Source organism: Streptomyces sp. NPDC091387 (assembly GCF_044756945.1).
Classification (GTDB): Bacteria; Actinomycetota; Actinomycetes; order Streptomycetales; family Streptomycetaceae; genus Streptomyces.
Genome location: NZ_JBIVTZ010000004.1, coordinates 314739 through 327044, shown reverse-complemented (window position 1 = coordinate 327044; position 12306 = coordinate 314739). Strand labels below are relative to the sequence as shown.

The window sequence follows — 12306 nt, the reverse complement described above, 5'->3', positions numbered from 1 at the left end:
GAGGTGTACGTCCCCACCCGGACGTACACCCGCACGTGCACGGCAGTACGGAACGCGGCTGTCAGGACGCACCCGTTCCGCCCTACGCAACCGGGAGCGGCTGTTGTTGGTACTTGTGGATCACTCGTTGCCCGCTGACATCCTATCCCTCGTGCGCGGTCCGGGCCTGCGTTACCGCCCCGGGCTCTCCCGATTACCGGCAGGCCGGCGCGGTGCCGGTCTCGCCAGGCACCGCCCGGATGTCCTGCTCACCCGTACCGTGCCCGACGCCGCGGAAGCGGCGGCCTGGCGGCGTGCGACGGCTCGCGACGCGCCGCTCGTCGTCGTCCTCGTGGCACCTGACGCGGACGGCGGGCGGGAAGGAGCCGCAGAGTCCGCACCGGACGCGGTGGACGTGGTGGACGCGCACCTGGCGGTGGTCCACCTCACCGACCGGGCCGCCACGGGACGCGAACGGTACGCGCGGGCCCTGGCGCTGGCGGAGCTGCGCTGGCTGACCGCGGTGACAGCGCCGACGCTTTCCAGCCGACTCGCCGCGGTCCGGCCCCGCCGTGGATCGGTGGCGTTGGTGGGCGCCGGCGTGGTGAACCTGATCACCGCGCTGCGCCTGCTCCGGTCGGGGCACCGGGTGACCGTCTACGACAGCGCGCCCGACCCCAGGAGCGGCGCCCACTGGACGGCGTACGGCGCCAGCCGGGGCGGCGGCGACGGGCGGATGTTCACCCTCACCGAGACCGACGGCTACCACGGGAACGCGACGACGGGCCCGGTCCCCTTCCTGCGGCCGCTCAAGGACAACGGCTGGTGTCTCGCCGAACCGTCCGCGCTCGGGGAGGAGGAGCTCGGCTGGGTGCGCGACAGCGCGCGCATACCGCCGTGGCTCGCCCGCGCCTACACCGACGACATACTCCTCCTCAATCGCCTGTCGCAACCGCTGTGGAACGAACTCCTGAGAAAGGAGCCGGAGTTGGCGCGTGACGTCGGTCTGCGCGAGGGCATCCTCCGCCTCTACACCGACCCCGCCGGACTCCGGGCCCAGATCACGCGGCAACAGGCACTGGGGGCGGCCCACCGGGTGCTGACCCCGGAGCAGGTGGCCCACGGCTACCCGGCGCTGTCCCACACCCGCACGGCCGGCATCCTCGCCGGAGGCATCGAGGTGACGGGCTTCACCGTCCAGATACACAGCTTCCTCGCCCGGCTGATCGGCCTGCTGGAACAAGAGGGCGCCCGGTTCCACTGGGAGAGGCCCGTCGAGGGCCTGCACACCGACGCGAACGGGCTGCCGGACGGGCTGCGCTGCGCGGAAGGGCCTGTGCGCGCGGACCACTACGTGCTCTCCCCGGGCGCGTACGGCGGCGAACTGCTGCGCGGCACCGCCGCACACGGACTCATCCACGGCGTGGTGGGCGTCTGGCTCACCCTGCCGAACCCGCTGCCCCGACTGCTGAACTCCCTCAAGATCAGCAGGTCCGGCCATGTGGCGGAGGACACCAACGTCACCGTGACGACAGCACCGGACGGGACGCCGTCACTGGTGGTGGGATCCGGCTACGGCTGGACCGGAGCCGACCCCGCGCACATCGACCCCGCGCAACTCGACGCCCTCCACGCCGCGGTCGAGGACACCGCGGCGCTGTTCTTCCCGGAGGCGTTCGAGGCGGCGCGAGCGGACGGACTCCTCGAGCGGAGCAAACGGCACTGCGTACGCCCGTGGACGGCGTCGAGCCTGCCGGTCCTGGAGATCGCGCCCAACGCCCACGGCGGTCTCGTGGTGGTGACCGGCGGCCACAACACCGGTGGTTTCGCCCAGGCCCCGGTGGTCGCCCAGGCCGTCGCCAACGCCGTGCACGGCGAGGCACACCCGATGCACGTGCGCTACCACCCCGACCGGCTGCGCATGTTCTACCGGAACCAATGACCAGCCCCGGAGAACGCACGAAGGAACCCACGAAAGAACTCAACGGCCCATTCACGAGCGAGAGGCGTCACGACATGACGACGGAACAGTCCTGGCAGCAGCGCGGCAGCTCCTTCGGACGCGGAGCGCAGGCGTACGACCGGACCCGCCCGGACTACCCGCGGGAGAGCTTCCGCTGGGTGCTGGGGGAGGAGCCCCGCACCGTGCTCGACCTCGGCGCCGGTACGGGCATCCTCACCCGCGCGCTGCTGGCCGACGGCCACCAGGTGTCCGCGGTGGAACCCGACGACGAGATGCGGGAACTCATCACCGCGTCCGCACCGGCCGCGAACGTGCACGCGGGCAGCGCCGAGAAGATCCCCCTCGCGGACGCGAGCGTCGACGCGGTCCTGGTCAGCCACGCCTACCACTGGTTCGACCCCGAGCCCGCGCACGCCGAGATGGCCCGGGTGATCCGCCCGGGAGGAACACTCGCCACCCTCTGGAACCTCCGCGACGAGGAAGTCCCGTGGTCGGCGGAGCTCTCCCGGATCCTCGCCGACGAGGACACCGGCACGGACCCGCAGACCGCGGCGGCGATCCTGCTGCACGGTGTGCTCGCCGCCCTCCGCGGCAACGACCCCGAACGCCTCTCCGGATGGCTGCGCGACCCCACCTTCGGATCCCGGTTCGGCGCCGTCGAGATCGGATTCTTCGCGCATTCCTCACCGCAGACCGTGGAATCCCTCGTCGGACTCATCACTTCCCGGTCCTACTACCTGAACTGCACGCCGGAACGCCAGGAAGAACTGAAGGAACAGATCAGGCGACTTGCCGCCACGCACCCACAACTCGCCGGACGCACGGAATTCGACCTACCGTATGTGACGGTTGTCTTCAAGGCCGCCCTCGCGTCCTAGGACTTATCGCTTTCCGGCCGTCACCGCCCGCCCGACAAGGAGCCCCCGTGCTCGTACCCGTCACACCGTCCGTGTACAAGTCGCGGGACGGCGAGGACATTTGTTGGGCGGGCTTCTTCACCGGCCACCGCGTCCTCGACGCGACGCACGTGGCAGAGGTCGCCGACCGGCTTCTCGGTACGGACTGCTCCTCGGTCGCGCTCCTCGCCCAGAAGGAGCTGGCTCCGTGCTACGCGCGGTCCGCCGGCGAGCTTCCCGCCCTGCTGCTCCACTCGGCCACCCCGACACTGCGGGCCCTCGAGGGCGATCTTGCCGAGCTCCGCGCCGACCGGGTTCCGCACGACGTGGCGACCTATGTGGAGGCCCGCGCGGTCTTCCTCGGCTCCACGGCCGACCTCTCGGTCGGACGGACCGCGCCCTGGGCGGAGGCGGTCGGCCAGTGGGGCGTGCCCTCCGTCGACGCGGGCGACCGGGACCACTACTACCTCAGCCACGCACTCCTCACCCTGGCCGACGCGCACGAGCGGGGCGCCGACACCCCGCTCGGCCACGTCATCGACTGGCTGCGCGACCGCCCCGACGCGGTGATCCGCCTGTACGCGCTGGACCTGGAGATGCAGATCTTCCTGCTCTGGCTCCGCCGCAGGACCGGTCTCGACCGGCTGGTCACCGACGCCAACAGCCCTGCCGTCGCGACCCGTTGGAACCGCAAGCGACACATCCATCCCACCGTCGAAGCCGCCCGCACCCTCACGCCGAACGGGCTCTCCGCCGACGCCCTGCTCACGGCCGAGCAGCGGCTGGGCGAGGCCTACGAACTCCTCGGCCTGGAGATCCCCGTACTGCCCGGCTACACCGTGCTGCGCACGGACGTGTCACGGGAGGCCTTCGTCGCCGGAGTGCTCGATGCCGCTGAGCTGCTCCGTACCCGTTACGGGCTCCGGACGGCCGGATTCAAACCGAGCGAGGCAGGGGACGGGGCCCGGATCGTCGGCGACATCGACCTCGGCGACACCGAGCGGCTCGCCGCGGAGGCCGAGGCGGCCTATCCGCTCGGGGACGACTACCTCCTCGAAGCCTGGGCCGCGTTCCTCTCGGTGGAGCTGGGCGGCACGCGGCTGCCGGTCGTCCCCTCGGGCCACTTCCGTTACGGGCGGGTGGCGGACGGCGTCACGCTCCAGGTCCTGAACGGCTACTCCTGGGTGGGCAACAGCTATCTCGACGCGGACGCCTGGGCCGCGCTCGGTCTGCCCGACACGGCGTACCGGACCATCCGCGGAGCGCTGGAGGCGATCCGGGCCGCGTTCCTCGGCCCCCAGAGCATGCGGGACGGCAGCCACCGGGGGCTGGCCACCGGAGGCGTCGACTTCGCCGTCGGATACGTCGGAGGCCGGTTCGGCGACCGGTTGCTGGTCGGGGCGATCGACTTCAACCTCTCCTCGCACGGAGCGGAGTACCTGCGCACCTTCCAGGACACCGCACGCCGCGAAGGGATCACCGACCGGTACGCGGCGACCCGGGTGTTCCGGCCCTCGGCCACGCAGACGCTCGGCCGGATGGAAGCGACAGCAGCGACGATGGCACCGGTGGGCGGGCTGATGCGTGCCGTCGCCTGTGTCCCGGAACGCTGGGGAATGGTCGCCGCGACCGGCCCGGACCCGGCCACCGCGGCACACCGTACCGATCAGTTGCTCGCGGCCCTCACCGATTCGGACGGGACGGCCTGAGGGCTGTCGCCCTTGGATCTCCTACCAGGCCCCCACCCAAGGGCACGATTGTCCGGATGCACGGCCCACGCGCTGAATGCGCCCCGCGCACTACCCCCGTTCGGTGAGCTGAATACGCATAATGCCAGGTCGGTACCGTGCGGCAAGCCTTGTGATTTCCCCATTCAATTGAATAGGGAAATTCCCTGACCGGACTATTCGATTTGCGGTTTCGCATTCCATGCATTGCACTCGAACACGTACGGCAACCCCCCATTTCCCACAGGACGGGGCACCACCCATGTACACCAAGGAATCCACTGCCACCGACATCGAGCTCGACCTCGACGAGGCGCTCAACCCGGGCGAGGCCGAAGGCTTCTACCGCGACTCCCGCGAGTGCGCGTACCTCGCCCTCCTCGGAGGCGGCTCCGCACTGCTGCTCTCGCCGCCGACCCCCCGCCCGAAGAAGGGCTAGTCGGTAGCAAATGGACCAGTCACATGCTTCGTCCCCCCTCGCGGGTGCCGTGCATGACCTGGCAACAGAGGTGGTCCTCGCTCTTCGGAGCGGGGACCACCTCGCCACGGTTTGCGGCGCGGCCGGAATCGACGAGGACAACCGGACAGGAATCGCCGCGGTACGCGTCATCGGCGCCGATCTGCTTCTGCCCAGCGTGCTGTACGGGCGCAATCCGCACCCCGGAGACATCGCCGTGCTCCAGCGTGCCGTGCGGGACTTCCCGCCCCGGCCCGACGCCTCCGATGCCGCGGTCTGGAGCCACTGGGGCATGATGTCCGCCCTGCACCGGACGGCATCGGCCACCGGACAGCCGTCGGCCGGCGCACCCGGCACCGACGAGCCGAACGCGGCGTGGCTCGAACGGGCCCCCTGGCAGGCCTTCACCCATCAGCTCTCCGTGCTGGCCCCGCTCGCCGTCCCCGCAGCCTCGTCCGCCGTTCACCGGGCCGCCGCCCACCGGGTCCTGGACCTGTCCCGCGGGTTCGTCCGCGCGGTGCGGCGGCGCAACTGGCTCCAGGCGGCGGGCGCCGGCCGCTGGCTGGCCATGCTGGACAGCCGGCCCGACAGCCTGGGCCTGGACCGCGGACTCGACTTCGTCGAGCTCATGGGCGGCGCGGACTCCCGGGTCGCGTTGCACGTACGGGCGGCCCGGCTGACGGCCGAGGGCCGGGCGCGGTGACCGCGTCGGTGGCCACCGCCCCGGGCGTCACGGCGGGCACGGCGCTGTCCGTCCTGCCCGCCGTACTGCGCAAGGCGCTCGGCTGGGCCGACGCCCACCGCGCGGGCTTCGTGCTCCCCCCGGATGTGCTGGACCCGCACGCCGAGGTCAACCGCACCCTCAAGCCCCTCGGCGAACTGGCCCAGCTGTGCACCACGATCCGCCGCAGCACCGCCCCGGACACTCCCGAACACCGGGTGGCCGGGGACCTCATCGCGTTCGCGTGGGACCAGGTGCACGCGGGCGACCTGTTGCTGGAGCTGCTGCGCGGCGAGCCCTTTGCCGCGTATCCGTACGAGATCTACGCGGCCTTCGCCGGACACGGGCTGCGCAACGAGGGCTTCGAGCGGCTGGCCGGGACGTTCGAAGGGACCAGGGGCTGGGCCCACATCGAGCAGCACGCCAACCGGCAGCTGGGACTCATCAACTCGGAGCGGCGGGTCGGCGCAGGCCCGCACGCCGACGCCGGTGAGGTCCTCGCGCGCACCTGGCTGGGCGGGCTGTCCGAACCGTGGATGTTCGAGGGGCCTTCCGGCTACGCGCTGACCCACACCGTCTTCCACATCACGGACTGGTGCTGTGCTCCCGAGTGGATGCCCGCCCACATCGACGCCTATCTGCGCGCCTGGCTGCCACCCTGGATCGACGGCTGTCTGGAGAGTCTGCAGTGGGACCTGACCGGCGAACTGCTCGCGGTCGCCGCGGCCCTGCCGGGGCCGCCGCCCACGGACCTGCTGGACGCGGTCTGGCCCGCGCTCGCCGCCGCACAGGCCCCGAGCGGTGCCGTACCGGAGACGGGCCCCACGGTCTCCCCGGAGCAGCCGCCCCACGCAGACGTCCCGCCGGAGACCGCCCGGCCGGACGGTGCGGGCCCGGAGCCGGACCCGTACCCCTTCCTCGCCTGCTACCACTCCACCCTGGTGACCGCCTTCGCCGCCGCGCTGTCCCTCAAGCGCCTCACGACGCACCGGGCGGATGCCGCCGCGGCGGACACCGGGGCCGCCGTATGAGCCGCACCGGTCCCCGCGCCGGCCGCACGAAGGGAGTTGCCGCGTGAACGGCATCCAGCAGGTCCATGACGTGGGCGCACGGGCCCTGGGATGGCTGTACGAGCACCGGGCGGGATTCCGTCTGGACGACGACCCGCCTCCCGAGGTGGGGGTCCTCGACCGGTTCAAGCCGCTCGGCGAACTGGCGCTCATCAGCAAGGTCATCTTCCGGGAAGGCGTCGCGGGCTCCAAGCAGGCCGCTCTGGCCCGCAAGCTCCTCGACCACGCCTGGCACGAACTGCTGGGCTCGGGGAGCCGGCTGGTCGACGGCCAGCGGCGCGAACCGCTCTGTCCCGTACCGATGGAGGTCTACGTACCGTTCCGGGAGCTGGGCTTCCGGGAACCGTCCCTGGAGACGGCTGTCCGGCTGAACCACCGCCTGAGCAGTTGGGGCGCACTGGAGGTCGTTCCGGTACGCAGGCTCGGACTCAGCGCCATGGAGCGCCGTTTCGGACTGGAGCCGAGCATGCCGGTCGACGAGGCGTACCGGCGCACCTGGCTGTCCCGGCACCCCGAGCCCTGGACCGTCGAGGGCAACATCGGCTACGACATCACCCACACGGTCTTCCATCTGACCGACTGGGGCGCCGACCCGGCCGGGCTGCCCGCCGACGTGGCGGAGTACCTCGCCCTCTGGCTCCCGGTGTGGCTCGACGACTGGCTCGACCTCGGGCGCTGGGACCTGCTGGGCGAACTGCTCGTCGTCGACGCCTGCCTCCCCGAGCCGACCCTCGATCCGGCGGCCTGGGCGGGATTCGCCGGGGCCCAGCAGCCGGACGGAGCGATGCCGGTGATGGGCGGCATGCCGGAAGGTGACGAGGAGTCCGTCTTCGACCTCGTCTACCACCCCACACTGGTCGCGGCGTTCGCCTCCGCGCTGGCCCTGTCCCGAGCCCTGTCGGACCTCACTGCCCCGGCCCCCGTGTGACGGCGCCGCAGGAGGTTCGCCGGACCTCCGCCGGCCGTCCGTCCCGGGGCGACGGCGAGAGGGCCCGCCTGCTGGCCGATGCGGCCCGGACCATCGACGCACCCGACCTCGTGATCGCGCTCAGCCACCGGGGCCGGCGCACGTACCGGATCGACGGAGCCGTGCAGCCGGGCGACGCACCCCGCTACGAGCTCGGTTCCGCGTCCAAGCCCTTCACCGGGCTGCTCCTGGCCGCACTCGTCGCGGCGGGCCGCCTGCGGTACGAGGACTCGGCGGCCGAACTGCTGGCCCCCGGCCACCGGGTGCATCCCTCCGTACGCGCCATCACGCTGCGCCATCTGATGACGCACACCTCGGGCCTCCCCGCGCTGCCGGCCGATTTCTACCCGCAGGCGCTGCCCCGATGGTCGACCGCGCCGTACAGCCGCTACCCGGCCGACCGCGTCGTCCGGGCCTTCCTCCGTGCCCGCCCGCGCCACCGGCCGGGCACGCGCTGGCACTACTCGAACTTCGCGGTCTCCGTACTCGGCCACACTCTGGCCGCCGCCACCGGTACACCCTGGGAGACGCTGCTCCAGCAGGAGGTACTGGACCCGCTCGGCCTGCACGGCACCCGACTGCGCCCGAGCCCGCAGCCCGGAGACGACGCCGTGGGGCACCGGCGCGACGGCAGCCCGCTGCCCGCGCTGGACACCGGCGGCTTCAGCGCCGCCGGAGCGGTCCGGTCGACGCCCGAGGACCTGCTCACCTTCCTGGAAGCGCACCTCCCGGCGACCGCCGCGCCCACGCACCCGCTGACCGCCGCGCTCTCGTACGTACGGCACCCGCTGCTGCGGCGCGGACTGAGGCACGCCCATACGCACACGCTCACCTGGTTCCGCCATCCGTCGGCACGCGGCCCGGTCTGCTTTCACGCGGGAGCCACGCTCGGACAGCAGATGTTCCTCGGCTTCCGCCCGGACACGGGCACCGCGGTGGCGGCGATGTGTACCCGGCGGGTGCACAGGACGGACCCGTTCATCGCGACGATTCACGAGCTGCTGACGGAGAAGCTCTGAGCCGAAGGCGTGCGTGACGCGCACGATTCCGACGACGTTCACGCACTCCACGCCGGGTCCCCGCCCGTTCCGTGCGGCGAGCAGCGGACGAAAGTATCCGCTTTCAGGACGACGATCCCTTGTTGTGTCCGTGAATGGTCACAGGAACGTTGTGGATCAAGGACATCCCGTTCTCGGCGTACGACGTGGTGCATGGTGCATGCACAAGCAGTTCACAGAAGTCAGCTGTTCCAACTCTTCGAAGGACCCCCCCTCATGGCCTCCCTGCGCACCCGTTCCGTTCTGCTTGCCGCCGCCCTCGTCGCCGGAACCGCTTTGCTGACGGCGTGTCAGGGCGACACGGGCGACAATGCCTCCTCGGCCGCAACGGCCACCGCTTCTTCGACGGAGGCGGCTGCCGAGGCCAAGGACTCATCGAGTGCGGACAGCGACGCCGACGCGTCGACCACCTCCGGCACGAAGGCGCCGGCCGCGGGGAGCGACTCCAGCGGTACTGCCAAGACCGGCTCGGAATCCACCCCCGAGACCGCCGGCGACGGGGCCGGCCAGGGCAAGCAGGGCAAAGGCGTGAGCGGCACGTGGTTCGGGAATGTGTCGTACCTGGCGCCCGGCAAGTACACGGTCAGCGGCCCGAAGGGTGAGGAGCAGGCATTCTTCACGTCCGAGGGCACGGAGATCTGGGGCGCGGGTGACATCTGCGGCGACGAGAACGACCAGTCCGCCACCAAGTGCACCGAGCAGGAACTGGAAGCCGCCGCGAAGAAGGGCGTCTCCGCCGAGGTGAAGCTCAGCAACGGCATCGCCACCCGCATCACCGACGACCACTGACCCTTCAGCTGGAGCCGGGCCCCGGACCCGCGGGGCTTCTGCCACCGCCGACGCCTGCCCTACGCGCCCGGCGTCGCGGTGGAGCTGACCCTGGACGGGCCACACAGAAAGTCCGCACGCGACCAGGCCCGCATGCGGTGGCCTGGATGAATGCCCCGCAGTGCCGTAGCCATCGACCGCGCTTCGCGCCGCTCCCGCGGCGACCTGGACCACCGCACCCTGGCTCGGCGGCTCGGACACTCCTCGCCGACGATCACCCTCGGTTACTATGCTCACTTCATGCCGGAAGCCGACAGCAGGGGGCGCGGCACCATCGACAGTCTGCTTGAGGAGCGGGGGACCGGCTCGTCGGCCGGTACTCCCCAGATTCTCCCCAGCGCCGCTGACCGGTGATCCCTGCCTCTACGCTCCGGACAGGTCCTCCGTGGATCGCAAGGCTGAAGAGATGGGTGGCCTGGGAAAGTGTTGGTAGAAGTCGTAGCGACTCGCTACGTCACGCCGTTGCGTGAGGGTGGCTCGCTCCCAGGGATCGTCGAGGCCGACGACCTCGGTACATACGTCATGAAATTCACCGGTGCCGGGCAGGGGCGCAAGACGCTGGTCGCGGAAGTGATCTGCGGGCAGCTCGGCCGACGGCTCGGGCTGCGCGTCCCGGACCTCGTGCAGATGCAGCTGGACCCGGTCATCGGTCTCGCCGAGCCCGACCAGGAGGTGCAGGAGCTCCTGAAGGCCAGTGGTGGCCTCAATCTCGGGATGGACTTCCTCCCCGGCTCCCTCGGGTTCGACGCACTCGCCTACCAGGTCGATCCGCGCGAGGCCGGACGCGTCGTCTGGTTCGACGCGCTGATCAACAACGTCGACCGGTCCTGGCGCAATCCGAACATGCTGATCTGGCACGGTGACCTCTGGCTCATCGACCACGGTGCCACCATGATCTGGCACCACAACTGGCCGGGCGCCCAGGCCTCCGCGGCCAAGCCCTACAACGCCTCGGACCACGCGCTGGCCCCCTTCGCCCCCGATGTCGCCGCGGCCGCCGCGGAACTCGCCCCGCTGGTCACCGAGGAACTGCTCACCGAGGTCGCGGCCGATGTGCCCGACGAGTGGCTGGTGGACGAGCCCGGGTTCGACTCGACCGACGAGCTCCGGCGCGCCTATGTGGAGGCGCTGCTGCCGCGAGCGGCCACCATCCACGAGCGGATCACCCTGGACGCGCCCACCGCCGCCAAGCCGTCCGGGGCCCCGGGCTGGCTCGCCGAGCGGCTCGCCCCGCGGCACGAACCCGAGAACAGCGACGAGAGCGGCCGGCCGTGAGTGAACGCGTTGTCTTCGAGTACGCCCTGCTGCGTGTGGTGCCGCGGGTCGAGCGCGGTGAGTTCTTCAACGCCGGCGTGGTGGTCTACTGCCGCCCGAAGGGATTCGTCGCCGCCCGCACCGAACTCGACGAGGGGAAGCTCAAGGCGCTGGACCCAAGCGCCGACGTGACCGGGGTGCGCGCCGCACTGCGCGCCGTCGAGGGCATCTGCCGCGGTGGCGCGGACGCGGGTCAGGCCGTGGGCGACGACGCAGGGCGTCGCTTCCGCTGGCTGATCGCCCCGCGCTCGACCGTCATCCAGCCGAGCCCCGTGCACAGCGGTCTGACCACCGACCCCGCCGCCGAGGTGGAGCGGCTGCTCGACCTGCTGGTGCGCTGATCCTCGGCCGCACGGCGCTGCCGCCGCACTCGCGGCGGCAGCGCCGTGCGGTGTGACATGCGCCGCTGCGTCCGTGGGCCGTTGACACCGGGTGCCAGGCCTTCTAGCGTCTCGACTGCTGAAGGTACTAAGCGGTTGCTCAGTTATCGGGAAGCGTTCCGCAGGGAATGTGCCTGACGTCCGCTGAGCCGCGATCCAAGGGCGAGGAGAACCAAGCATGTCCACCACCGAGCAGCGCGTAGCCATCGTGACGGGAGCGGCACGGGGCATCGGTGCCGCCACCGCGGTACGCCTGGCGGCCGAGGGCCGCGCCGTCGCCGTACTCGACCTGGACGAGGCGGCCTGCAAGGACACCGTCGAGAAGATCACCGCCGCCGGGGGCCGGGCCCTCGCCGTCGGCTGCGACGTGTCGGACAGCGCCCAGGTGGAGGCCGCCGTCGCACGGGTGGCCGCCGAGCTCGGTGCCCCGACGATCCTCGTCAACAACGCGGGCGTGCTCCGTGACAACCTGCTCTTCAAGATGAGCGAGTCCGACTGGGACACCGTGATGAACGTGCACCTCAAGGGCGCGTTCCTGATGGCCAAGGCCGTCCAGAAGCACATGGTGGACCAGAAGTTCGGCCGTATCGTCTCGCTGTCCTCCTCCTCCGCCCTGGGCAACCGGGGCCAGGCCAACTACGCCGCGGTCAAGGCGGGTCTGCAGGGCTTCACCAAGACCCTCGCCAAGGAGCTCGGCAAGTTCGGCATCACCGCCAACGCCGTGGCCCCCGGCTTCATCGTCACCGAGATGACCGCGCAGACCGCGGCCCGTGTCGGCATGGGCTTCGAGGAGTTCCAGGCCGCGGCCGCCACCCAGATCCCGGTGCAGCGCGTCGGCTTCCCCGAGGACATCGCCAACGCCATCGCCTTCTTCGCGGGCGACGACGCGGGCTTCGTCTCCGGCCAGGTCATGTACGTGGCCGGCGGACCGCTCAACTGACCCGAA

General features: G+C 71.2%; 12 protein-coding genes. All 12 read left to right on the top strand.

What is annotated here, in order from left to right; translation table 11 throughout:
• The first annotated feature begins 151 nt into the window (after nucleotides 1-151).
• The 12 genes from ACIQM0_RS10935 (at nucleotide 152) to fabG (ending at nucleotide 12300) form a co-directional block, all read left to right on the top strand.
• Nucleotides 152-1921, top strand: a complete 1770-nt coding sequence (locus ACIQM0_RS10935) for an FAD-dependent oxidoreductase (RefSeq protein ID WP_401285666.1) — start codon at nucleotides 152-154, stop codon at nucleotides 1919-1921.
• A gap of 74 nt (nucleotides 1922-1995) precedes the next feature.
• On the top strand, nucleotides 1996-2820 hold the full coding sequence (locus ACIQM0_RS10930; protein ID WP_401285664.1) for a class I SAM-dependent methyltransferase: 825 nt from the start codon (nucleotides 1996-1998) through the stop codon (nucleotides 2818-2820).
• Between the two features lie 47 nt (nucleotides 2821-2867).
• A complete protein-coding gene (locus ACIQM0_RS10925) occupies nucleotides 2868-4547 on the top strand; it encodes a hypothetical protein (RefSeq protein ID WP_401285662.1) in 1680 nt (559 codons plus the stop codon).
• 280 nt (nucleotides 4548-4827) lie between these two features.
• Nucleotides 4828-5004, top strand: a complete 177-nt coding sequence (locus ACIQM0_RS10920) for a hypothetical protein (RefSeq protein ID WP_363023523.1) — start codon at nucleotides 4828-4830, stop codon at nucleotides 5002-5004.
• Nucleotides 5005-5014: 10 nt separating this feature from the next.
• Nucleotides 5015-5725, top strand: a complete 711-nt coding sequence (locus ACIQM0_RS10915) for a hypothetical protein (RefSeq protein ID WP_401285660.1) — start codon at nucleotides 5015-5017, stop codon at nucleotides 5723-5725.
• A complete protein-coding gene (locus ACIQM0_RS10910) occupies nucleotides 5722-6774 on the top strand; it encodes a DUF6895 family protein (protein WP_401285658.1) in 1053 nt (350 codons plus the stop codon). Before ACIQM0_RS10915 ends, ACIQM0_RS10910 begins: the two co-directional genes overlap by 4 nt.
• 43 nt (nucleotides 6775-6817) lie before the next feature.
• Nucleotides 6818-7741, top strand: a complete 924-nt coding sequence (locus ACIQM0_RS10905; RefSeq protein ID WP_401285656.1) for a DUF6895 family protein — start codon at nucleotides 6818-6820, stop codon at nucleotides 7739-7741.
• Complete coding sequence (locus ACIQM0_RS10900; protein ID WP_401285654.1) at nucleotides 7738-8799, top strand: serine hydrolase domain-containing protein; 1062 nt, start codon at nucleotides 7738-7740, stop codon at nucleotides 8797-8799. The genes ACIQM0_RS10905 and ACIQM0_RS10900 overlap by 4 nt, the downstream gene beginning before the upstream one ends.
• Before the next feature lie 255 nt (nucleotides 8800-9054).
• Nucleotides 9055-9627: a hypothetical protein gene (locus ACIQM0_RS10895; protein WP_401285652.1), complete on the top strand. Its 573-nt coding sequence runs from the start codon at nucleotides 9055-9057 to the stop codon at nucleotides 9625-9627.
• A 462-nt stretch (nucleotides 9628-10089) separates the two neighbouring features.
• Nucleotides 10090-10941: a HipA family kinase gene (locus ACIQM0_RS10890; protein ID WP_401285650.1), complete on the top strand. Its 852-nt coding sequence runs from the start codon at nucleotides 10090-10092 to the stop codon at nucleotides 10939-10941.
• Entirely contained in the window at nucleotides 10938-11321 is a 384-nt protein-coding gene (locus ACIQM0_RS10885) for a DUF3037 domain-containing protein (RefSeq protein WP_363023534.1), read from the top strand. Before ACIQM0_RS10890 ends, ACIQM0_RS10885 begins: the two co-directional genes overlap by 4 nt.
• Nucleotides 11322-11538: 217 nt before the next feature.
• Nucleotides 11539-12300 carry a 3-oxoacyl-ACP reductase FabG gene (fabG, locus tag ACIQM0_RS10880; RefSeq protein ID WP_363023536.1) on the top strand — a complete coding sequence of 254 codons (762 nt, stop codon included), beginning with the start codon at nucleotides 11539-11541 and terminating at the stop codon, nucleotides 12298-12300.
• Nucleotides 12301-12306: the final 6 nt, after the last annotated feature.

Bases quoted from the DNA above. Each gene is read 5' to 3' on its own strand.
- ACIQM0_RS10895 (WP_401285652.1), top strand. From the start codon at position 9,055: ATGGCCTCCCTGCGCACCCGTTCCGTTCTGCTTGCCGCCGCCCTCGTC.
- fabG (WP_363023536.1), top strand. From the start codon at position 11,539: ATGTCCACCACCGAGCAGCGCGTAGCCATCGTGACGGGAGCGGCACGG.
- ACIQM0_RS10920 (WP_363023523.1), top strand. From the start codon at position 4,828: ATGTACACCAAGGAATCCACTGCCACCGACATCGAGCTCGACCTCGAC.
- ACIQM0_RS10915 (WP_401285660.1), top strand. From the start codon at position 5,015: ATGGACCAGTCACATGCTTCGTCCCCCCTCGCGGGTGCCGTGCATGAC.
- ACIQM0_RS10930 (WP_401285664.1), top strand. From the start codon at position 1,996: ATGACGACGGAACAGTCCTGGCAGCAGCGCGGCAGCTCCTTCGGACGC.